Source organism: Burkholderia cepacia, from assembly GCF_029962485.1.
In the GTDB taxonomy this organism is placed as follows: domain Bacteria; phylum Pseudomonadota; class Gammaproteobacteria; order Burkholderiales; family Burkholderiaceae; genus Burkholderia.
The window spans coordinates 739,062-762,574 of the sequence record NZ_CP073639.1 but is presented as its reverse complement, the minus strand read 5'-3'; the positions used below and the strand labels follow the sequence as shown (position 1 = coordinate 762,574).

At 67.8% G+C, this 23,513-nt stretch carries 15 protein-coding genes; 11 read left to right on the top strand and 4 right to left on the bottom strand.

All coding sequences use genetic code 11. The features are described from left to right. The first annotated feature begins 171 nt into the window (after positions 1-171). The 7 genes from KEC55_RS34440 (at position 172) to KEC55_RS34410 (ending at position 13,433) form a co-directional block, all read left to right on the top strand. On the top strand, positions 172-1,563 hold the full coding sequence (locus KEC55_RS34440; protein WP_282512162.1) for an APC family permease: 1,392 nt from the start codon (positions 172-174) through the stop codon (positions 1,561-1,563). A gap of 50 nt (positions 1,564-1,613) precedes the next feature. After that, positions 1,614-3,011, top strand: coding sequence for an aspartate aminotransferase family protein (locus KEC55_RS34435; protein WP_282512160.1), 1,398 nt, complete (start codon positions 1,614-1,616; stop codon positions 3,009-3,011). A 30-nt stretch (positions 3,012-3,041) separates the two neighbouring features. After that, a complete protein-coding gene (locus tag KEC55_RS34430; RefSeq protein ID WP_282512158.1) occupies positions 3,042-4,466 on the top strand; it encodes an aldehyde dehydrogenase family protein in 1,425 nt (474 codons plus the stop codon). A 129-nt stretch (positions 4,467-4,595) separates the two neighbouring features. Beyond that, positions 4,596-6,098, top strand: a complete 1,503-nt coding sequence (locus KEC55_RS34425) for a M81 family metallopeptidase (RefSeq protein WP_282512156.1) — start codon at positions 4,596-4,598, stop codon at positions 6,096-6,098. A 122-nt stretch (positions 6,099-6,220) separates the two neighbouring features. Next, entirely contained in the window at positions 6,221-7,408 is a 1,188-nt protein-coding gene (locus tag KEC55_RS34420) for a YncE family protein (RefSeq protein ID WP_282512154.1), read from the top strand. Between the two features lie 423 nt (positions 7,409-7,831). Further along, complete coding sequence (locus KEC55_RS34415; protein WP_282512151.1) at positions 7,832-10,516, top strand: GH92 family glycosyl hydrolase; 2,685 nt, start codon at positions 7,832-7,834, stop codon at positions 10,514-10,516. 28 nt (positions 10,517-10,544) lie between these two features. Then, positions 10,545-13,433 carry a glycoside hydrolase family 2 protein gene (locus KEC55_RS34410; RefSeq protein ID WP_282512148.1) on the top strand — a complete coding sequence of 963 codons (2,889 nt, stop codon included), beginning with the start codon at positions 10,545-10,547 and terminating at the stop codon, positions 13,431-13,433. Positions 13,434-13,439: 6 nt separating this feature from the next. Here KEC55_RS34410 and KEC55_RS34405 read toward each other — a convergent pair whose 3' ends face one another. Further along, positions 13,440-13,574, bottom strand: coding sequence for a hypothetical protein (locus tag KEC55_RS34405; RefSeq protein ID WP_006405345.1), 135 nt, complete (start codon positions 13,572-13,574; stop codon positions 13,440-13,442). A gap of 402 nt (positions 13,575-13,976) precedes the next feature. On the opposite strand from KEC55_RS34405, the gene KEC55_RS34400 reads away from it, so the two are divergent. Then, complete coding sequence (locus KEC55_RS34400) at positions 13,977-14,447, top strand: hypothetical protein (protein WP_282512020.1); 471 nt, start codon at positions 13,977-13,979, stop codon at positions 14,445-14,447. A gap of 70 nt (positions 14,448-14,517) precedes the next feature. Further along, a complete protein-coding gene (locus KEC55_RS34395) occupies positions 14,518-15,330 on the top strand; it encodes an alpha/beta fold hydrolase (RefSeq protein ID WP_282512018.1) in 813 nt (270 codons plus the stop codon). A gap of 39 nt (positions 15,331-15,369) precedes the next feature. Here KEC55_RS34395 and KEC55_RS34390 read toward each other — a convergent pair whose 3' ends face one another. From KEC55_RS34390 to KEC55_RS34380, 3 genes are read right to left on the bottom strand one after another with little or no spacing between them, the layout of a single operon-like run. Beyond that, complete coding sequence (locus KEC55_RS34390; protein WP_282512016.1) at positions 15,370-17,358, bottom strand: DUF4034 domain-containing protein; 1,989 nt, start codon at positions 17,356-17,358, stop codon at positions 15,370-15,372. A 14-nt stretch (positions 17,359-17,372) separates the two neighbouring features. Next, the gene (locus KEC55_RS34385; protein WP_282512014.1) at positions 17,373-18,155 is read right to left on the bottom strand and encodes a DUF1266 domain-containing protein; all 783 of its coding nucleotides are present in this window, start codon (positions 18,153-18,155) and stop codon (positions 17,373-17,375) included. Continuing rightward, on the bottom strand, positions 18,149-19,438 hold the full coding sequence (locus KEC55_RS34380; RefSeq protein WP_282512012.1) for a hypothetical protein: 1,290 nt from the start codon (positions 19,436-19,438) through the stop codon (positions 18,149-18,151). The genes KEC55_RS34385 and KEC55_RS34380 overlap by 7 nt, the downstream gene beginning before the upstream one ends. A gap of 612 nt (positions 19,439-20,050) precedes the next feature. Between KEC55_RS34380 and ampC the strand changes: the two genes are divergently transcribed. After that, complete coding sequence (gene ampC, locus KEC55_RS34375; RefSeq protein ID WP_282512010.1) at positions 20,051-21,226, top strand: class C beta-lactamase; 1,176 nt, start codon at positions 20,051-20,053, stop codon at positions 21,224-21,226. 165 nt (positions 21,227-21,391) lie between these two features. Then, positions 21,392-23,503: a hypothetical protein gene (locus KEC55_RS34370; RefSeq protein ID WP_282512008.1), complete on the top strand. Its 2,112-nt coding sequence runs from the start codon at positions 21,392-21,394 to the stop codon at positions 23,501-23,503. The last annotated feature ends 10 nt before the right edge of the window (positions 23,504-23,513 follow it).

Sequence of the window (23,513 nt, the reverse complement as noted above, 5' to 3'; positions counted from 1 at the left end):
GCCGGACGGTGCGATGCACGACATCGTGTCCGAAAATATCCCTCGATTACGTCCGCATTTCTCATTCGTCCTCGATTTTTTGGCGCACCACACTTTCTTCCAGTCGTGCTTCGCCGGCAGCGCCGGACGCACGCGTGTTGAGGTCATGAACGCCACCGACGTGAGGACAGCATGGACAACGACAGGCCAGGTCGAACCGCATTCGCCGCCGCGACGCATGATGTCGGCGCGCCCGCGCATCGGGGCGACCCGGACGAACGCCGCAAGCCGCACCTGCTCGGCCTCTCGACGCTCGTGATCTTCGGCCTCGCGTACATGCTGCCGATGACGGTGTTCACGACCTACGGCCTCGTCACGAGCGAGACGAACGGGCATCTGACGGCCGCGTATGCGGTCACGCTGGTCGCGATGCTGTTCACCGCGCGCAGCTACGGCCACATGGCGCGGCTGATGCCGAGCGCCGGTTCCGCCTACACGTTCGCGAGCCGCAATTTCGGCACGTCGGCCGGCTTCATCGTCGGCTGGGCCTTGCTGATGGATTACCTGTTCATCCCGATGATCAGCTACCTCGCGATCGGCATCTACATGAAGCAGATTGTCCCCGGCGTGCCGGCCAGCGTGTGGATCGTCGGCAGCATCGCGCTGATCACCGGGCTGAACATCGTCGGCATCCGGCTCGTCAACCGCGTGAACCTGATCCTGATCGCGAGCCAGCTCGTGTTCATCGCGATCTTCGTCATCGCATCGGCGCGCGTCGCGGCAGGCGAAGGGCTGTCGATGGCGGTCGCATTGCCGTCGTCGGGCGATGCGCGCGCGATCTTCGCGGGCTCCGCGATCCTGTGCCTGTCGTTCCTCGGCTTCGATGCGGTCACCACGCTGTCGGAGGAGACGCGCGAGCCGCGGCGCACGGTGCCGCGCGCGATCCTGCTGTGCACGCTGGCGAGCGGCCTGCTGTTCATGCTGATCGCGTATGTCGGGCAAGTGGTGTTTCCCGACTGGCACGCATTCAAGGATCTCGATTCGGCCAGCCTCGACCTGATGCGGCGCATCGGCGGCGGCACGCTGTCGGCGTTCTTCGTCGCCGTGTATGTGGCCGGCTGCTTCGCGAGCGCGATGGCCGGGCAGGCGAGCGTGACGCGCGTGTTGTTTGCGATGGGCCGCGACCGCGTGCTGCCCGAATGCGTATTCGGCCACTTGCATGCGCGGCTGCGCACGCCGGTGCGCGCGACGCTCGCGGTCGGCGTCGTGTCGCTGTCCGCGCTGTTCATCACGCTCGATCTCGCGTCGACGATGATCAGTTTCGGTGCGCTCGTCGCGTTCGCGATCGTGAATCTGTGTGTGATGCGCAGCTATCTGGGCCGGCCCGAGCATCGCCGCTTCGCGGGCTGGATCACGTTCGGCGTGATGCCGGCGATCGGCTTCGCGATGAACGTGTGGCTCTGGTCGGGACTGTCGCGCCAGACGTTCTACGTCGGCATCGGCTGGCTCGTGCTCGGACTCTGCCAGCTCGTGTGGCTGACGCGCGGCTTCACGCGCCCGGCACCGACGCTGTCGATGAATTGAATGACCGGCCGCGCGGCGCCGGTTCTGAAACCCTGAAGGAGGAGTGACCCATGAACGCTGTTGACGTCAATCTCGATGCGGACCTGCAGGCGCTCGGCAAGCGCCATCTGCTGATGCATTTCACGCATGCCGATGCGTACCGCGAGAACACGCTGACCGTGTTCGACCGCGGCGAAGGCTGCTGGCTCGTCGATCGCAACGGCAAGCGCTATTTCGACGGGCTGGCCGGGCTGTATTGCGTGCAGGTCGGCTACAGCCACGGCGCGGAGATCGGCGACGCGATCCGCGAGCAGATGGTGCGGCTGCCGTTCGCGACCAACTGGGGTGTCGGCCACGAGCCGGCGATTCGGCTCGCGCACAAGCTCGCGGCGCTCGCACCCGAAGGCCTGAACCGCGTGTTCTTCACGTCGAGCGGTTCGGAGTCGAACGAATCGGCGATCAAGCTGGTGCGCCAGTATCACCAGTCGCGCGGCGAGCCACAGCGGCGCAAGTTCATCGCGCGTCGCGTCGCGTATCACGGCACGTCGTTCGGTGCGCTCGCGCTGAACGGGATGACGAACTTCCGCAAGCATTTCGAACCGCTGATGTCGGGCGTGCGGCACGTGGGCAATACGAAGCGCTACGGCCGCCCGGCGGGCGAGACGGAAGCGCAGTTCACGCGCCACCTGCTCGACGAGATTGAATCGTTGATCGTGCAGGAGGGGGCGGATACGGTGGCCGCGATCGTCGTCGAGCCGCTGCAGAATGCGGGCGGCAGCCTGACGCCGCCGGCCGGCTACGCGGCAGGGCTGCGCGACATCTGCGACCGGCACGGCGTGCTGCTCGTCGCGGACGAGGTGATCTGCGGGTTCGGCCGGCTCGGCGAATATTTCGGGTCGGCGCGCTACGGGCTGAAGCCGGACATCATCACGTTCGCGAAAGGCATTGCATCGGGCTACGTGCCGCTCGGCGGCGTGATCGCGAGCGACGCGGTCGTCGATACGGTGCTCGACGGGCCACAGCAGATGTTCCTGCACGGCGCAACGTACGGCGGCCATCCGGTCGCATGCACGGCAGCGCTCGCGAACCTCGAGATCATGGCGCGCGAACGCGTACTCGAGAACGTCCGCGACAACGAAGCCGTATTCCGCCAGACGCTCGACGGGCTGCTCGAACTGCCGTGCGTCGGCGACGTGCGCGGCGACGGCTACCACTACTCACTCGAACTCGTGACCGACAAGGCCGCGCGCCGCTGGTCGGCCGGCATCAGTGCGCAGGCGTTCGTGTCGACACTGCTCGCGCCCGCGATCTTCGATGCGGGGCTGCTGTGCCGGGCCGGTGTCGATCACGAAGGCACGCCGATCGTGCAGTTCTCGCCGCCGCTCGTGATGTCGCGCGACGAGATCGTATGGTTCGTCGCGAAGATCCGCGACATCCTCGTCGACACCTACGCACGGGCGACGCGCTGAGCGCTGCGTTCTTCATTTCAGGAGCATTCGATGCGAACCTCGCAACAGTCCTATATTGACGGCCAGTGGCTCGATCCGGCCGATGCACGATCGATCGACGTGATCGACCCGGCCACCGCGCGACCGTATGCGCAACTCAGGATCGGCGTCGCGGCCGACGTCGATCGCGCGGTCGGCGCGGCGAAACAGGCTTTCGACACGTACTCGCGCTGGTCCGTGGACGAGCGCGTCGCGCTGTTGAAGCGCGTGCTCGAGATCTACCAGCGCCGCTACGAAGCGGTCGCGCAGACGATCAGTCAGGAAATGGGCGCGCCGATCGCGTTTGCGCGCGCGGCGCAGGCCGCCGTCGGCACCGCGCACCTCGAACAGACGATCCGTGCGCTGCAGTCGTTCCGTTTCAGCACGCAGACCGATGCGCTACTGGTGTCGCACGAACCGATCGGCGTGTGCGCGCTGATCACGCCGTGGAACTGGCCGATCAACCAGATCGTCTGCAAGGTCGCGCCGGCGCTCGCCGCCGGTTGCACGATGGTGCTCAAGCCGAGCGAGATCGCGCCGTTCAGCGCGATCCTGTTCGCGGAGATCCTGCACGAAGCCGGTGTGCCGCCCGGCGTGTTCAACCTCGTGCATGGCTACGGGCATGAAGTGGGCGATGCGCTGTCGCGGCACCCGGATATCGACATGGTGTCGTTCACGGGCTCGACGCGCGCCGGTGTCGAGGTCGCGAAGGCTGCCGCCGATACCGTGAAGCGCGTGCACCAGGAGCTTGGAAGCAAGAGCCCGAACCTGATCCTGCCCGACGCCGATATCGAGGATGCCGTCACGCGCGGCGCGCGCAGCTGCTTCAGCAACAGCGGCCAGTCGTGCAATGCGCCGACGCGCATGCTTGTGCATGTCGATCATCTGGCGCTGGCCGAGCAGGCGGCGCGGCGCGAAGCGGAACGTACCGTCGTCGGCGATCCGCGTTCGACGGAAACCGGCATCGGGCCGGTCGTCAGCCGTACGCAGTTCGACCGCATCCAGCACTTCATCCGGCTCGGGATCGAGGAAGGCGCAACGCTCGTCGCCGGCGGCCCCGGGCGCCCGGAAGGGCTTGGCGACGGGTTCTACGTGCGGCCGACGGTGTTCTCGAACGTCACGCCGGACATGACGATCGCGACCGAGGAGATCTTCGGGCCGGTGCTGGCGATCATGACCTACCGGACCGAAGAAGAAGCCGTCGCGCTCGCGAACGATTCGGTCTACGGGCTCGCGGCTTACGTGCAGTCGAAGGATCTCGAGCGGGCACGCCGCGTCGCGGCAAGGCTGCGGGTCGGCAACGTCCACATCAATTACCCGGCGTGGAACCCGGCCGCGCCGTTCGGCGGTTACAAGCGTTCGGGCAACGGGCGCGAGTATGCGGAGTTCGGTCTCGTCGAATATCTGGAGACGAAGGGCACGACGGGGTACGCTTGAGCGGCGCGCAAGCGCGCTGACCGGGTGACGGCGTCCTGCGGGACGCCGTACCTTTTGATCGATTGCGAGGAGGTCGACGATGCAGGTTTCGCAGATGAACGACGGCATGTGCGGGGAGGGCCGCGCGTAATGAAGATCCTGATCGCCCGGATGAACCACGAGACCAACACGTTCTCGCCGGTGCCGACGCCGCTTGCCGCGTTCGGCCGCAACGGCCCCGACTGGGGCGAGGAGGCGTATCGCGCGAACCACGGGATGCGCACGGCGATGGCCGCGTTCATCGACGCGGCCGCGCGCGAAGGCGCCGACATCGTGACGCCCGTGTCGGCGGCCGCGAACCCGAGCGGGCCGGTCGCGGCCGACGCGTATGCGGCAATCTGCGACGCGATCGTCGCGGCCGCGCCCGGTTGCGACGCGGTGATGCTCGACCTGCACGGCGCGATGGTCGCCGAGCAGAGCGCGGACGGCGAGGGCGACCTGCTCGCGCGCGTGCGCGCGGCGCTGCCCGACGCGCCGATCGCGGTCGCGCTCGACCTGCACGCGAACGTCACGCAGAAGATGATCGACCATGCGGACGTGATCGTCAGCTTCAAGACTTATCCGCATGTCGACATGTACGAGACGGGCGAGCATGCGGCGCGCGTGCTGCTCGACCGGATCCACGGTCGTGCACGGCCGGTGCTCGCATGGCGGCGACCGCCGCTGATGACGTCGACGCTGCTCAGCGCGAGCGCCGAAGGCGCGATGCGGCGCGCGGTGGAGGCCGCTCGTGCGGCCGAGGCCGACGGGATGCTGGCGGTATCGGTGCTTCCCGGGTTCTCGCTCGCGGACATTCCCGCGCCGTGCATCAGCGTCGTCGTGGTCGCCGACGGCGACCGCGCCGCGGCCGACGCGGTCGCCGAGCGCATCGCGCGGCAGATCTGGGACGCGCGCGACGAGTTTGTCTATCGCAGCGCGCCGCTCGACGAATCGGTCACGCAGGCGGCGGCGCTCGCACGTGGCGCGGACCGCCCCGTACTGATGCTCGATCACGGCGACAACTGCATGTCGGGCGGCCCGTGCGACACGATGGACCTGCTCGAGGCTGCGCTCGCGCACGGGCTCGACGGCATCGTCAGCGGGCCGTTGTGCGACCCCGAAGCCGTCGCGGCGCTGATCGACGCGGGCGTCGGTGCGACGGTCACGGTGCCGGTCGGCAACCGGCTGCCGTCACATGGCGGCGTGCGGCGCGAACCGTTCCGTGCGACGGGCGTCGTGCGCGCGATCACCGACGGCGAATACGTGATCACGGGGCCGACGTACACGGGGCAGCGCGCGTACATGGGCCGCGCGGCCGTGCTCGACATCGGCGCGGCCACGCTCGTCATCACCGAGCGCACGCAGGAACCTTGGGATCTCGGCGTGTTCGAGAGTGTCGGCGTCGATCCGCGCCGCGCGCGCTTCCTGCTGCTGAAGTCGCGGATGTATTGCCGGCCGGTGTTCGTGCCGATCGCGGCCGCGCTGGTCGAGTGCGACAGCCGCGGCGTGACGGGCTCGGACTACGGGCTGTTCCGCTACGAGCGGCTCGCGCGGCCGGTTTATCCGCTCGACGATGTCGCACAATGGGAGCCGGGCGCGCGATCGGCAGCGTGACGGACCGCGACGCGAGACGCCGGATTTGCGCGCTTTCCGGCATCATGCGATGGCATCGACCCGTCGAGCAGCAGGGTCGTGCCATCCATTGCGTCCGCAACCGATCCGGAGAACCGACCGCCATGCATTCGAATCCCTTCCGCCTGCGCAGCGCGCGCCTGCTCGCCGCGCTGACCCTCGCCACGACGGCCGTTGCCGTACACGCCGCCGACTGGATCGTGTCCGGTAACGACGGCAAGTATCAGCGTGTCGAGGGCCGTGACACCTATCTGCCTTCTCCGCCCGCCGACACGCTGACGCTGCTCGACGCGAGCACGTTCCCGCCGAAGGTCGCACTGCAGGTCGACGTCGAGAACGGCATCCAGGGGCCGCCACAGGCCGTCGCGATCACGCCCGACGCGAAGCTCGCGCTCGTCGGCGCGCCGACGCGCTACGACACGGCCGCGAAGCAGCTCGTGTTCGACACGTTCCTGCAGGTCGTGAAGCTCGACGCCGCGCCGCCCGCGATCACGCGCATCGAGCTCGGCTCGCATCCGCAAGGGATCGCGATCGACCGATCGGGCCGGCTCGCGCTCGTCGCCAATGTCGACGGCAGCGTGTCGATCCTGCGCATCGACGGCACGCAGGTGACACTCGACGGCAACCTGAAGATCGGCAAGAAGCGGCTGGCCGGGATCAGCTTCACCCACGACGGCAAGCACGCGCTCGTGTCGCTGCGCGACGAGCAGGGCGTCGCGGTGCTGAACGTCGACGACGGCAAGGTGACCGACAGCGGCACGCGCCTGAGCACGGGCGTCGCGCCCTACACGATCGACGTGTCGGGCGACAACCGCTGGGCCGTCGTCAGCAACGTGGGGCTTGCGGGGCTGCCGGGTTATACGGGCACGCTCGCGGGCGATGCCGATTCGATCGCGCTGATCGACGTATCGCGCGTGCCGTTCCGCACGGTCCAGTACCTGACGGTGCCGTCGCTGCCGGAAGGCGTCGCGATCTCGCCGGACGGGAAATGGATCGCGGTGCAGGCGATGGACGGCTCGAACCTGACGCCGGACAACCCGGGCCGCCACAAGCTCGGCAAGGTGCTGCTGTTCGCGATCCGCGACGGGCAGGCCGTGAAGGTGAGCGAGTTGCCCGGCGGCGAGGCCGCGCAAGGCATCGTGTTTACCGCCGACAGCCGGCACGTGATCGTGCAATTCAACGTCGAACGGCAGCTTGCACTGTATGCGGTGGAAGGCGGCAAGCTGCGCGATACGGGCAAGCGAATCGCGCTGACGGGCGGGCCGTCGTCGTTGAGGACGCTGCCGCGCTGACGCGCACGGCATCCCGCTCGTTCCTCTCCGTGAGTTCATGCGGCGCCCGGATTCGCCGGGCGCCCGTCGATGCACGCCCTTCTGCGCGGGCGCTGCAATGCAACAAATGGTGGCAATTTGTACCCAAAGCCACTTAACGCCCGAGTGTTTAGTTAAACAAACTGAAAATTCGGGAAACTTCCTGTAGTGAATAAACAGTTGTTGCGGCACTGTAAGCCCCCGGGAAGCATGTGACATTCCCGGAAACAGGAGGAGGGGGCGACGGTTGTGGCAGCAACGATCGTCGCTGCGTACATGCATGTGGAAATCGGCGCCACGTCGCTTGGATGGCATGCGGCGTCGCGCCAGGCAACAAGCATGGCGGCGCCTCGGACTATCGTCGGCGCCGGATTAATCGTTTTAATTAACGGTACTAATCAAAAAATGAACAATCCACGATTCTTGCTCGTCGCTGCGCTGACCTGTGCAGCGCTCGCCGCATGTGGCGGCGACGACGTGAGCAGCGTTACGACGGCCACCAACGGCGCGGGAGACACCCCGTCGACGGTGCCGCCGACCTCTGGGCCATCCCAGCCGTCGCAGCCGGGCCAACCGGCGCCGCCCAAGCGCATCAATATGCAGCTGACCCAGTTCGTCAACCCGCTCATCGGCACGCAGGTCAATGCGGATTCCGGCTACGCGGGCAACGTGAGCCCGGGTGCGATGGTGCCGTTCGGCATGGTGAACTTCGGGCCGAACACGCCGCGCTACAACTTCAACGGCTCGGGCGGCTACCTGTCGTCGGGCGGCTCGGGCGGCACGATCGACTTCTTCAGCGTCACGCACCTGAGCGGCGTCGGCTGCCCGGGGCAGGGTACGGTCGCAATGCTGCCGACCGATGCGGCGACCGCGGTGGCGTCGGGCGGCCGGCCGATCGGCGTCGGGTACAGCTATGCGGACGAAACGGCCCAGCCGGGGTATTACAAGGTGCGCCTCGCGAACGGTATCGTGACGGAGCTGAGCGCGACGGCGCGCTCCGGCATCGCGCGCTTCACGTACACGAACAAGGACAAGGGCTTCTTCTCGATCGATGCGAAGCTGAACGGCAACAGCGATTCGGGCAGCACGAAAGTCACCGCGAACAACGTCTCGCTGGCGCTCGCGAGCGACGGCAAGTCGCTGAGCGGGCAGGCCGTGGCGCCGGCATTCTGCACGCCGTACGGCACGGTATGGAATGCGCCCGTGTATTTCTACGCGACCTTCGACAAGCCGCTGCGCAAGCAGGCCGGCGCGTCGTCGGTGAACACGGCCAGTAACGGCGCGGCGACGCTGCAGTTCGACCTGACCGATGCGGACAGGACGGTGACCGTGAAAGTCGGGATCTCGTCCGTCAGCATCCGGAATGCACAGGCCAACCTGAAGGGCGAGGGTGAAAAGCTCGCGTTCGACGACGCACGGACGAACGCGTCCGGCTTGTGGAACGACCGGCTCAACACGATCCAGATCGACCAGGCCGCGAATCCGTCTTCGCTCGATGCGACGCAGAAGGCGAACCTCACGAAGTTCTATACCGCGCTCTATCGCGTGTTCGGCACGCCGACGCTCTACAGCGACGCGAACGGCGAATTCCGCAGCATGCGTCAGGCGAGGAACGCGGACGGCAGCTATCCGAAGTCGGTCGACCAGACCGGCACGATCCCGCCGCGCGCGACGGCGAAGGTCGGCGACTACGCGTTCCGGCGCGCCGACGGTTCGCAGGGCGGCGCAGGCGATCACTACACGGGCTTCTCGCTGTGGGACACGTACCGGTCGCAGGCGCAGCTGCTGGCGATGCTCGCGCCGAAGGAATCGAGCGACATGATGCAGTCGCTTGTCGTCGACGCATTGCAGTGCGGAGCCTTCCCGCATTGGGTCGACGGCAGCGACGACTCGACGCCGATGGCCGGCGACAACGCATTGAACGTGATTGCCGGCGCATACAAGTTCGGCGCGACCGATTTCGACCTGGTGTCGGCTGCGCGTCTGACGAAGCAGTCGGTGTTCGATCCGTCGAGTGCCTGCAACGACCGCACGAGTGCGGCGGGGCTCGCCAATTTCCTGACGGCCCACTACCTGTCGCAAAGCGACGACGGCCATTCGTCGTCCGCGACGATCGAGCGCGTGCTGAGCGACCGCTCGGCCGCGGCGTTCCTGCAGGCGCTGCCGGCCAGCGTGCTGAACGCGCCGTCGGTCGGCGTGACGCCGGACAACATCGGCACGCTGTACACGCGGGCGGGATGGTGGCGCAACATCTTCGACTACACGAACAAGGTGATCGCCGCGCGCAATGCACCGCCGTCCGGTTCCGCGCCCGGCACGCTGGGTACGCTCGTGCAGGGTTCGTTCCACGAATCGACGGAACCGAACTACTTCTGGACCTTCGCGCAGGACTGGACCGCGCTGATCGACGCGATCGGCGGCAAGCAGGCGGCCGTCACGCGGCTGAACAACCTGTTCGCGATCACGACGCCGTTCTCGACCGTGCCGGGCTCCGCCGACCTGAACGGCGGCGAATCGTCCACCAACCTGTACATCGGTAACGAACCGTCGTTCCAGTCGCCGTGGGGATACAACTGGGCCGGCCAGCCGAGCGGCGCGCAGTACATCCTGCCGATCATCATGTCGAAGTCGTTCACGACCGCGCGAGACGGCCTGCCGGGCAACGACGACATGGGCGCGACGTCGAGCTGGTACGTGTGGGCCGCGCTCGGCATGTTCCCGGTCATTCCGTCGGAAGCCGGGCTCGCGTTGTCCACGCCGCAGTTCGGCGGGATCACCGTCTGGCTCGGCAACGGCAAGACGCTGCGGCTCGATAGCGACAAGCAGGTCGCGATGGACGCATCGGGTCATCCGTCGTTCGCGTATATCCGGTCGCTGAAGGTCAACGGCGCGGACTATGCGGGTTCGTGGCTGCCGCTGGGCACGATCGCCAACGGCGGGACGATGACCTACGCGCTGTCCGCGACGCCGACGCAATGGGCGGCCGCCGACAACCTGACGCCGCCGTCCGGGCCGAACGCGGACTACACACGCATGACGGCAGGCACGTCGCCTTCTGCCATGCGACTGGGCCAGGCCGGCGCGCACTGACGACGACACCATCAGGGAGGAACGCAACGTGACATCGAAAGAACGCCGCAAATTCCTGTCCTACGGTGCCGCGCTGGTCGGCACGAGCTGGCTCGCGGGCTGCAATGGCGACATCGATTCGCCGGCCGCCTCGTCGGGCATGCCCGGCGCCGACGGCCCGGCGACGGTCACGCCCACCGTGCCGGGCGTGCCGGCCGACCCGGAGCATAGCCTGCTGGCTGCGCAGGACCTCGCGCAGAACTGGACGTTCGCGCCCGCAAGCAGCCTGCCGGGTGCGAGCGGTGCGCAACTGTCGGGCGCGGGCGGCATGACGGGCATGGCGCCCGCGACGGTGCCCGGCACCGTGCTCAACAGCATGATCGTCAACGGCAAGTATCCCGATCCGTTCTACGGCCGCATCGTCACGGACACCGTTCCCGATACGCTGAAGGACACCGACTACTGGTACCGCACGACCTTCGCGGCGCCGGCCCGGCGGCCGGGGCAGCGGTTGTGGCTGAACTTCGGCGGCGTCAACTACTGCGCCGAGATCTGGCTGAACGGCGCGCTCGTCGGCCGGCTCGAAGGCGCGTTCAAGCAAGGCGCATTCGACATCACGCGGCTCGTGCCGCAGGCGGGTGGCGCAGCGAATCTGGCGGTGCGCGTCGTCAAGCTGGATTTCTCCGAAGGGCCGCTGCTGCCGAATTACAAGAGCGGCGTGACGCGTGGCGGCCGCAACGGCGGCCCGACCGGCGTCACGCTGAAGAACGGGCCGACCTTCTTCTGCTCGGCCGGCTGGGACTGGCTGCCGACGATTCCCGACCGCGATCTCGGCATCTGGCAACCGGTCCGGTGGTTCACGACCGGCGCGGTGCGCATCGCCGCACTGAATGTCGCTCATACGCTGTCGGCCGATCTCTCGCGTGCCGAGTTGCGGCTCGATCTCGAACTGGACAACGGCTCGGGCGCCGACCTCGTCGCGACGCTCGTCGGCAGCATCGGCAACGGCGCGACGTTCAGCCATGACATCGCGATTCCCGCATCGAGTACGACGACGAAGGTGTCGCTCACGTCGTCGGACATCGCGGCACTGTCGATCAGGCAGCCGCGCCTGTGGTGGCCGAACGGGTATGGCGACCCGAATCTCTACGCGGTGACGGTGGGGCTCAAGGTCGGGCACGTGCTGTCCGACGAGCGCAAGTTGAACGTCGGCCTGCGCCGCATCGAGTATTCGCGCGATATCGGCATGGGCACGCAACTGAGCATCACCGTCAACGGCCTGCCGATCCTCGTGATGGGCGGCAACTGGGGGCTCGACGAAGCGTTGAAGCGGATTCCGCGCGAACGGCTGTTCAATCAGGTGCGACTGCATCGCGACGCCAACCTCAACCTGATCCGCAACTGGAACGGGCAGAGCACGAGCGACGATTTCTTCGACGCGTGCGATCGCTACGGGATCCTGGTGTGGCAGGACTTCTTCTTTTCGACCGAGGGCGACGGTTCGGGCGCCGCCAACGTGCCGCGCGATCTCGACAACATCCGCGACGTGATCGCGCGCAATCGTCATCGTCCGTCGATCCTGCTCTGGTGCGGTGGCAACGAGGGCTCACCGCCGCCGGCGCTCGTGAAGGGGCTCGACGCGCTCGTCGCCGAGCTCGATCCGCAACGCCTGTGCCTCACGAGTTCGGCGGGCGACACCGGCGCCGGCGCGGTCAACGGCTATTCGTCGGGCGGCCCGTACAACTGGGCGTCGCCGCAGGCCGCGTTCAGCCGTGGCTATGGCACGACGTCGATCGCGTTCCACAACGAAGTCGGTTCGCACTCGATTCCGACACTCGAATTCGTCGAATCGATGCTGCCGCCCGGTTCGTACGAATGCCCGGACGACTTCTGGGCCGACCGCGACATGAATGGCAACGGTGCGTACTACGCCCAGGTCGGCCAGCAAGGCGGCGCCGGCTACATTGCGATGACGGCGCTGCGCTACGGTGCGATCCGGAATCTGGCCGACTTCGTGCGCAAGGCGCAGATGATGAACTACGAGTGCATCCGCTCGATCTACGAGGCGAATGCGGCCGTGATGATCGGCCCCGTGGCCGGGAAGATCACGTCGCCGGCCACCGGCGTGATCATGTGGATGACGAACCCCGCGCAACCGAGCTTCGTGTGGCAGATGTACAGCCACGATCTCGAGGAGCATGCGTCGTTCTTCGCGGTTCGGCACGGCTGCCGCCGAGTCAATGCGATCCTCGATGCGAATACGTCGGACGTGACGATTGCGAACCATACGGCGGCGGCCGTCACGGGCCGCGTCGAGATGCGCGTGTACAACCTGGACGGCACGCTGAGCAGCCGGACCGCCGCGGATGTCGGCGGCGTGGCGAAGGCGTCGTATCGTGTGGTGGCGAACCTGAAGGCGGCGATGGCTGCCGCGAGATCCGACGTGTGCATCGTCGCGCTCGCGCTGACCGATGCGGGCGGCAATGCGCTCGCGGAGAACGTGTACTGGCGGCAGCGCGACGGTGGCGACACGACCTACACGTCGCTCGATGCGATGCCGGCGGCGGCAGTGGCCGTCAGTGCGACGGCATCCGAGGCCGACGACGTGACGACGCGCATCACGGTCGACGTCGCGAACGTCGGGGCGGGCATCGCGTTGATGACGCACCTGCAGGTATTCGACCCGTCGACCGGTGCGCGCGTGCTGCCCGCGTTCTACGGCGACAACTACCTGAACCTGGTGCCGGGTGCGAAGCGGCGGATCACGATCGACCTGCCGCATGCGGGTGGCGTACCGGTGTCGCGCGTCGCGCTGCGCATCGACGGGTGGCGGCTCGATCGTCCGAACTGCAAGCTGGGGCTCGGCGGCGTGCCGGTCGTCTTCAACGAGCGTGCGCTGGCGGTCGATCCGGCGGTGGCGACGTTCGCGGCCTGCTGACGTGCGTTACGGACGCAGCAGATCGAACCCGCCGAACACGACGACACCGCTCAACGCGATCATCGCGACGGAGTGCTGGCCGAAGTAGAGAATCGCGGCGGCAAGCCACGTCGTGATGCAGAAGGCGCCGATGCGGGCCATCGTGTGTTCCTCGAATGCGTGATGAATGGAGCGCGCCGCACGGCGTTCGCCGCTCGAACCGGCGAGCGGGTCACGAAGGCGGACGGAAAAGGCGACCCGCTGCGCCGCGATTGCGGCGTCGGCACGCGTGGCATGCCGCGCCCGGCAGGACGGGAGTCGAAACCGGCGACGTTGCGCGCGGGCGCCCGAAGGCGGTCGACGCGCGAGGCCGGCCGGCGAAGCCGCAATTTTACCAGCGCCGCCGTGGCGCCAATCTGGCCCTTTCGAGCGTGGAATGCGGCGATCTGCTCGGCATTCGTCCGACCCCGACACTCAAGTTTCGTGTGACGAATGCCGTAAACGAGTTGGAAGGCATTTCCCGCCCCGTCACGATTCGCTTATCGACACACACGGACCGACACGATGCAGATCGATTTCTCCACGACCGCGCGCGCCTCACTGGCGGACAGCAGCGTTACCGCAAACACGTCGGCCGCCCCGGCCGCGGCTTCGTCCGCCGACGGCACGACAGCTGCCACGGGCGGCAGTGGCACGACGGGTGCGAGCAGCACCACCGGCACGAAAGCGGCGGCCGGCGACACCGGCGAAACGCTCGGCGCGGCGGGCGCATCGTCGGCGGAGGATCCTGCCGTCACCCAGTTGAAGGCGCTGATCGAGCGGCTGCAAAAGCAGCTCGCGACACTGGAGCGGCAGATGGCGGACGCGGCCCAGCGCGCGAAGGATGACCCGTCCGCGGTCATCGAGCAACAGACGCTGAGCGCGGAAGCCAGCTCGATCTCGGCGGCGCTGTCGGCGGCGATCTCGCAGCTCGCGGCGGTGCTCCAGAAGTCGGGCAACTCGTCATCGGGCGGGCTGGTGTCGACGCAAGCCTGACGGCTTCGGGCTGCGTCGGCCACACGCATTACAATCGCAAGCGCGTCTCCCTCGAAAGGACGGCAGAACGATGAATGCGGAACTCGACGACGACGAACTCGTCCGCTTCGACGCCCATGGCGGCACGCCGCTGCCGGCGGCCGATGCCGAAGGCTGGCTGGAGCACGACGGCGCGCGCATCTGGCACGCGTCGTTCGGCCATGGCCCGCCGGTCGTGCTGCTGCATGGCGGCCTCGGCCACGGCGGCAACTGGGGCAACCAGGTGCCGGCGCTGCTCGCGGCCGGCTATCGCGCGATTGTGATCGACAGCCGCGGCCACGGCCGCAGCACACGCGACGCGCAACCCTATTCCTACGAACGCATGGCGTCGGACGTGCTCGCGGTGCTCGACGCGCTGCACGTCGACCGTGCGCGTTTCGTCGGCTGGAGCGACGGCGCGTGCATCGCGCTCGTGCTGGCGGCCCGCGCACCGGAGCGCGCGGCGGGCGTGTTCTTCTTCGCGTGCAATATGGACCCGGGCGGCACGAAGGAGATGGTGCCGGGCCCGGTGATCGACCGTTGTTTCGCGCGGCACCGCAAGGACTACGCGCGGTTGTCCGCGACACCCGACCAGTTCGACGCATTCGTCGCGGCCGTCAGCGAAATGATGCGCACGCAACCGAATTACAGCGAACGGGATCTCGCGGCGATCGCGGCGCCGGTGGCGATCGTGCAGGGCGAGCACGACGAATTCATCCGGCCGGAGCATGCCGCGTACCTCGCACGTACGATTCCCGGTGCAACGCTGACGATCCTGCCCGGCGTGAGCCATTTCGCGCCGCTGCAGCGACCCGCGCGATTCAACGCGGCGATGCTGGCGTTTCTCGACCGGCTGGCGGGGTAACGCGCGGCCCGTTGCCGGGCACGCGCGCATCGTCGGCGCTCAGACCATCGCGTTGTCGGCGCCGGGGATTTCGTGTGCCTTGATCTGCTTGCGCTGCAGCTTGTATCGCAGCTTCGCGAGCATGCCGTCCTCGTGGCTGACGCGTGTGATGTTGAGCACGTATTCGTCGTCCGGGGCGATCGCCTGCGCGCCCATGATCCAGCGCACGCTTTCACGATAGTCGTAGAGCGACTTGTCGCTGATGTCGGCGAAGAAGAACGACAGTGCGGCCATCGCGGCCGGGTGGCCGCCGTCGGCATGCCGGCGCAGCTCGTCGACATAGCGGTGGCGCGACGAATGATCCTCGATGTCGCCGATGAACATCAGCATGCACTCGAGGCCGTCCGTGTGCCCCATTTCGTGAGCCTTGCGAGCGGTTTCGACGGCCTCGACCTGCATGCGCGCGCGTTCGTCGCGGTCCGTGCTGTTGAGTCCGATGTGGTGGTACGTGTACCCGAGCCGGTACGCGGCCATGTTGCCGCCGGCGTCCATCGACTCGCGGAAGTAGTGGGCGGCGCGGTACGGATCGGCCTCGACAACCGTGCCTTCCTTGTAGAAGCAGCCGAGCAGGTAGCCGCACGAATCGCCGCCCGCCTCGTAGCCGAGCTGGCAGAGTGCGACGGCGTCGGCGGGGCGACGGTTGTTGTATTCCAGCGCGGTGGCGAGCTGGTTCCATGCGAGCGAGCCCGGCTCGTTCAACCGTGCGGCTTCGAGCCATGCTTCGCCGCGCGCGTCGTCCTGTGCGAAGCCGAACGTGCCGGTGCGATGGGCATAGCCGCGCAGGATCATCGCCGACGTGCATGCGCGTGCGTCCGATGCGCGTTCGATCGCACGGGTCAGCCAGTCGCCTTGCGGGTCGAGGCCGAGCGTCAGTCGCAAGCCCATCGCCATCGCGCGATTGTCGTCGATCGGCTCGTGGCGCTCGGCTTCCTGCAGCCGCGCGTAGGCCTGTTCGTCCTCGTTGCGCTTGAAATGGCTGTACGCGAGCCAGTGCAGCGTTTCCCAGCGGTGATACGGATGCAGCGCGGCCTGCGCGCGTGCGAGCGTCGCGGCCATCGCGCGGCGCGCGTCGTCTTCGCCGTCATCCGGATCGAGCGTATTGCCGGCGTAATCGTCGCGCCAGATCTCGTGGCGCAGCCGGTCCTTCTCGAGCGCATCGAGGTGCGCGCAGGCATCGGAATCGACGAACGCGCGGACGTGGTCGTGCGAGCCGCCCCAGCGCGGCTGCATGTACCAGATGAACGTGCGCATCGGGAAGAACAGTCTCCGGTGGACGTGCAGCGTCGCTTCCATCCAGTACCACTTCTCCTTGCGCAGCTTCTTGCCCTGGACGGGGCCCGGCAGCGCGTCGGGAAATTCGGCCGGGCACGCGACCGGCACGTCGGGATTCAATCCCGAGCGCGCGAGCATGCGCTGCAGTTCGGCGCACGTGGCTTCGTCTTCCGCGCCGACGTTCAGGTGCAGTTCGGTGATGGACCAGCGGCGCTCGCGTACGAGCTGCGTGAGCCACTCGGGCTCGCCGAACGACGACACGCTCGTGAAGATCACCATCGGCGCGCTCCACATCGTCGGCGCGAGCACCAGCGCGCGCAGCGCGGCGACGACCGTCATCGCGGCGCATGCATGTGCGCAGATCCAGCCGGTTTCGGTCACTGTCTCGGCCCAGCCGGAACCGCGGTATTCGTAGGCCCAGTGGTGCCAGTAATGCGCTTCGCACAGCCACGCGTGCGCGGAGCTCGGGTTCGCGGCCTGCCATGCGCGCAGGCGCGCGAGGCCGTCGGCGCCCGCGTCGATGCATGGCTGAACGTCGGCCGGCAGCGCGTCGACGTACAGCGCTTCGGCCGTACGGTCGGCGAAGCTGGCGGCGAGCGCGGCGTCGAGCTGCGCGTCGAGCGCGGCAAACTCGCCCGCGCGCAGCAGAGCGTCGACGTCGCAGATGAACCATCGGGACTTCGCGGGCGGAATCAGGTCGGCGGGAGCGGAGGACATGTCGGTGTCGGTGGTCATGACGAAACGGGTTGGGGATCGAAGATGCGATAGCGCTTCCACGGCAGCGAAAGCCAGTTTCCGGACGGATTGCGCAGGTGCTCGCGCACTTCCTGCGTGGCGCGCGACGACGCGGGGCCGTCCTGGCCGCTGCCGCGCAGCCAGTGCTGACGTGCTCGCGCATACGCGAGCCCGAAGTCTTCCCAGCTGTCGAAGCTGTCCTGCGCGCGCTGCGCGTTGAGCAGCAGTACGACCCACGCGTGCTGTTCGGATGCCCAGCCGAGCAGCGCGATGCAGCGCACGAGAAACGCGGTGCGTGCGCAATCGAACGCCAGCGCGTCGCGCACGCGGCCAACGGCTGCGAGCTGTTCGTAGAAGCCTTCGTGCGAGCGGCCGACGCCGCGGATCCAGCCCGCGAGGATCGACGGCACGCGCTGCACGATCTGCCACTCGGGCAGGTCGGCCGGCAGGTCGAGTTCGCGCCGCATCTGGAGCGCGAGTTTCTCGCGCTGTGCATCGGGCAGCGCGTAGACGAGATCGTCGCAATCACAGCGCAGCCCGTTGCGGATCAGCAGGATGTCGGCGAGCGCGAGCGCCCAGCGGCGGCGGTTCGGCGGCGCCTGGTCGGCCAGCGAGTGCGCGAGCCTGACGGCCGTGGTTTGCCGCACCGATACCGTGCTGTCGGCCCCCGCGGCCTGGTCGGCGTCGACTTCGCGCACCATCCGCGCGGCGGTCCGGAACGATCGCCACAGGTACCACGCGAACCACAGCACGGCCGCGCCGATCAGCAGTTTCAACATGACGCGCTCCCATCTGCCGCCGCAGGCAGTGCGAATGCCGCGCACAGCGCGGGATCGATCGCGATGCCTTCGATCTCGAAAGCGGCCGTTGCCGGCGGTGCGTCCGGTTCGCGCGCGGCCGGCAGCGCTTCGGCCGGCAGCGCATGGCGTGCGGCAGCCGCGACGGCCGGGTCGATTTGCCGGAGCTGGCCGAGCGCATACGGTGCGTTGCGCAGCAGCAGCCATTGAAGTGCGGCCGGCGGTTGCGGGAAATGCTCGATCAGGTGGAAGTTCTCGCTCATCACGCTCAGCAGATGGTCGGGCGAGCGCACGTCGGTGACGAAGGTCCAGGCACCGCCGGCCGCGCCCGGCGCATCCGGTTCGAACACGAGCCCCATGCCCTCGCAATCGGGATGCCGCTCGCCATGAGGGGCGAGCACGCGCAGAAACTGGCGGACGTCGTCCGCATAACGACGTACCGGATGGCGGTTCTGCTTGCCCTTGATCTGGTCGATGCGCAGGCCGTCGCCGGTCACCTGCAGGCTGATCGTCACGTGCGGCTGGTTGCCCGCGCCGCGCAGCGTAAACAGGCGCAGCCGGCCCTCCTGCGCGGCCTGCGCGTACTGTTCGCCGTAGCCGCCGCGCAGCCGGCGGCGATCCGCGAACTGGCCGAGGCAGTGCTGCATGTAGAACGACTCGTAGGCGAGTTCCTCGCGCAGCGCCGCGTGATCGCCGATGAATTCGAAGACGACCCCGTTCGGCGTGCGCATCACCTCGCGCAGCGCGAGGCCGCTGCTCGGCACCCAGCCCTTGTCGCGACGCGCCTGCATCCGCTGGTGCTCGCGCTCCCACATGTCGAGCGCCATCGTGCACGTGATGCGTTGCAGTTTTTGCGCGAGCCGCGTGCCGGCGCGCGAGCGCAGGAATTCGACCAGCACGCGCTCGCGGTCGATCAGCAGCATGTGCTCGGGATCGATGAAGTAGAGCGGTTTCGGTTCGACGGCCGGCGGCGGTGCCGCGTCGGCCGCCGCGCCGGATGCCGGTGACGTGCGGAACCGGCGTACGAGCCAGTCGGGCGCCGGCCGGTCGGCGCCGGCAAGCGCGCGGTAATCGGCGAGCGAATCGAGCGGCCGCGCCTGCTCGAACGCGCCGACGACCCAGCGGAAGAAGTGGTTGCCGAGCCACGCGAGGATGTCGGCAGGATCGCCGCGCTCGGCGCTGCGGCGCGCGATGGCCGCCTTGATGTCGGGTGCATTGACGACATCGCGCGGCCGATAGGCGGACGCCGCTACGGTTTCTGTCACGAGGTCACTCTCCGGTCAGGCAGGGCGTGCGCGGGCAGTGCGCGCGAGACCCTGGCGGTGCTATCGGCTGGCGGGCGAAACGGCGGACGTGCGCGCGAGCGATGCGCGGCAGCGTTGCGGTGTCCCGATACGGGTTGGCCGGCGCGTGAAAATCACGCGACCGGCCGGCAACCAGCGACGCAGGAGCGGGCGATCAACGAGTAGCGATTCATTGTTTCTCTCAGGATGGATTTTATTTTTTGCTTTCGCGAGTCTACTGCGATCCGCGCGGGTGAATCAATCGCGCGGCGTGCCGGCGTTGGCGAATCTGACAAGAGTTATCTCTTTTTCATGGATTTTTTATACGGCGCAATTCGGTCGCCGGATTCGATGCTGTTAAAACCGACAGGTTTTCCCGTGCAAACCGGGTGGCGGCCCGCGATTGCGACGGTGCAATCCGGTGCTTCGCGTATCTCATAAGATTTTCTTTAGGCTCGCGCAACATATCGTCGATTGTCGGCGGCCGGCCGGCAGCGGATAGTCCTGCTTCGACAGGCCGGCCGGCACGATTGCCGTGTGACGCGTACCGGCCTGTTGCTCACGCAACCATTCGATACCAAAGGAACCGCAACCATGCGATTCAACGTGACACGCTTCGCCGCGACGCTGCTCGTCGCCGCGTGCGCAATCACAACCGCCGGCCGCGCGGCCGCTGCCACTGCCGCGCAGGACGACCTCCACGACACCGTGACCCGCCACATCGCACCACTGATGAAGCAGTACGCGATTCCCGGCATGGCGATCGGCATCGTCGCGGACGGCAAGCCGTACGTGTTCGACTACGGCGTGATGTCGAAGCAGACCGGTAGGCCCGTCACCGGCGATACGCTGTTCGAGATCGGTTCGGTCAGCAAGACGCTGACCGCGACGCTTGCGTCGGATGCGCAGGAGGGCGGTGAGCTGTCGCTGGCGGACCCGGTCGCCAAATATCTGCCCGAACTGCAGGGCAAGCCGTTCGGCGTCGTCACGCTGCTCCAGCTCGGCACGCACACGCCCGGCGGGACACCGCTGCAGGTACCGGACAGCATCCGCGACGACGCCGGCCTGATCCGCTATCTCGACGCGTGGCGGCCCGAGTATGCGCCGGGCACGCACCGCAAGTATTCGAACGTCGCGATCGGCATGCTCGGCTGGCTCACCGCGAAGGCGATGCACAAGGACTTCGCGACGCTGATGGAGCAGCGGCTCTTTCCCGCGCTCGGGATGACGCACACGTACATCAACGTGCCCGACGCACGCATGGCCGACTACGCGCAGGGCTATACGAAGGACGGCAAGCCGGTCCGGATGACACAAGGCATGCTGTGGCAGCCGGCCTACGGCGTGCGGACCACGGCAGCGGACCTGTTGCGCTTCGTGCAGGCGAACATGGGGCTGATCCAGACGGCGCCGCGCCTGCAGCGCGCGATCGATCGCACGCACACCGGCTATTTCCGCGCGGGGCCGCTGACGCAGGACCTGATCTGGGAACAGTATCCGTCCCCGGTCGCGCTGCCGACGCTGCTTGAAGGCAATGCGCCGAAGATGCTGTACGACGCGGTACCGGCCAGTGCGATCAAGCCGCCGCTGGCGCCGAACCCGGCGACGTGGATCAACAAGACCGGCTCGACCGGCGGCTTCAGCACGTATGTCGCATTCGTGCCGTCGAAGCAGATCGCGATCGTGATGCTCGCGAACGGCAGTGTGCCGATCGAAGACCGCGTGAAGGCCGCGTACGGGATTCTCGGCGCGCTTGGCGACGGACGGTAACGTTTCCATCGGCGGGCCGGCGATGTTGCCCGGTCCGGCCCGCCCCCAAAAAAGCCGATACCTGTATCGGCGCGCTTCTGCAAAACGAAATACGCGCATCGCATCCCCTGAGCAGAATCCGGGCAGATCTCCGGGCCTATCCGGATAGTCCAGTCAGGGGGAAACATGAGGAAGACCACTCTCGCGCGGCTGCTGTGCGGGCTGACCTTGGTCGGCGCGCTCGGCGCATGCGGCGGCAACATGGATGGCTCGGGCGGCACCGGCAGCGCGTCGACGAACGCGGCCGGCGGTACCGACAATGGCAAGGGCAACAACGGTACGCCGCCGGGCCAGCAGGTCACGAACCGTGCGCTCGTGATCGAGCTCGACGGCGTCACTTATGCGGCGCTCGCGGCCGGCATCGCGGGCGGCACGTTGCCGAATCTCGCGAAGCTGCAGGTCGCGCCCGCGTATAGCGGGGGCGTCAACAGCCAGCTGTCGCAGCAACCGAACCTCGATATACCGAGCTGGGCCACGCTGCTCACCGGCGCGTGGGGCAACCGTCACCAGGTGCTGTCCGACGCACCGAACCAGGCGCTGCAGGCGCCGACCGCATTCGACACGCTGAAAACCGCGAACGCGGGCCTGCTGGGCGCGGCAGTCGGATCGCCGGCGCTCGCGACGCTGCTGACGGCCGGACGCAACGCGGGCAGCCTCGACACGCTCGCGAATTGCGCGGCGGTCGACAGCTGCGTCACGCAGCAAGGCGTGACGATGATCCAGCAGGGTTACTCGCTCGTCGTCGCGCAATACCATTCGGCGCAGGATGCGGCGCTGAACTACGGCCTCGGCGCGGCGGCGTACGCGAACACGCTCAAACAACTCGACGCGGCCGTCGGCGCGCTCGTCGCCGAAACCGCGAAGCGCAACAAGGAGAACTGGCTGGTCGTCGTCACCGGCGGCCATGGCCTGAACGCGGCCGGCGGCAGCGACGGCCTGCCGCTGCTGCCCGAATCGACGACTTTCATCGCGATGAACCAGGCCGACAACGGGCGGCTGGGCAGCGCCGCGCAGCCGGCGTCGCTGGCGGACCTGCACACGCGTGCGAGCATCGCGGACATCGCGCCGACCGTGCTCGCGCAGTTCGGTGCGCTGCCCGCGGCGTCCGCGTACGAAATGGACGGCGGCGAACTGATCGGCGCGCAGCCGGTGTCGCAGCTCGCCGGCGCGGCCAGCACCGACGGCCACAGCGTCGTGCTGACGTGGGCCGCGCCCGCGAGCGGCGCGATCGCGGTGTACCGCGCGGGCCAGCAGATCGCGACGCTGCCGGCCGGCACGACGACCTATACCGACAGCGATCTCGGCCTGACCGCGGCCGGCACCTACAGCTTCGACTACGTGGTGACGGCGGGCGGCGCGCCGCTCGGCAGCATCGCGCGGATCGCGTACGTGCCGCCGCCGCCCCCGCCGCCGCCGCTCGCGACGACGCTGAAGAACGGCCTCGCGTCGTACTACCCGTTCGGCGCGCTGCCGGCCGTCGATGCATTGAACGCGAGCACGATGGGCCCGTTCTCGGCTGCCGCGAACGGCGGCTCGCTGAGCGCGGATCCGTTCGGCGGTCAGGCGCTGCAGGTGACGACGCAGACCGTCGACACGAACGGGTACGACGGCTACAAACTCGTGCAGAACGCCGACATCGCGACGCAATCGCAATTCACGATCGGCATGTGGCTGAAGACGCCGTGTACCGACGTGGTCGGCTTCGGCACGCCGGTCTTCGCGAACAAGAACTGGCAGAGCGGCAAGAACGCGGGCATCGCGATCGGGCTGTTCCCGCAGGCGTCGGGCGCGCCGTCGGGCACCTGCAACATCCAGTACAACGCGGGCGATGGTTCCACCCGCAATGACCTGAAGACGATGAGCGTGAGTGCGAACCAGTGGGTGTACGCGGCGTTCGTGATCGACACGGTTGGCAAGACGATGACGGCCTACACGTTCGACCCGGTGCTCGGCGAGCAGAAGCAGAGCACGCCGCTGACGGTGTCCGTGGCCGCGCTGCCGGGCCTCGGCACGAAGACCTTCGGCGTGAACGAGGACGGCACGGGCCAGTACCACATGCTCGCGTGCGGCTACCCGGCGAGCCACTACAGCGGCGGCTATACGGTCAACGCGTGCACGACGGTCAAGCCGAACGTCGAGAGCTTTTCCGACGTCGCGATGTGGAATCGCGTGGTGACCGAAACCGAACTGCAGTCGGTCGCGGGCTCGGGCAAGCCGCTGTCGACGATCCTTCACTGACGGAGTGCCG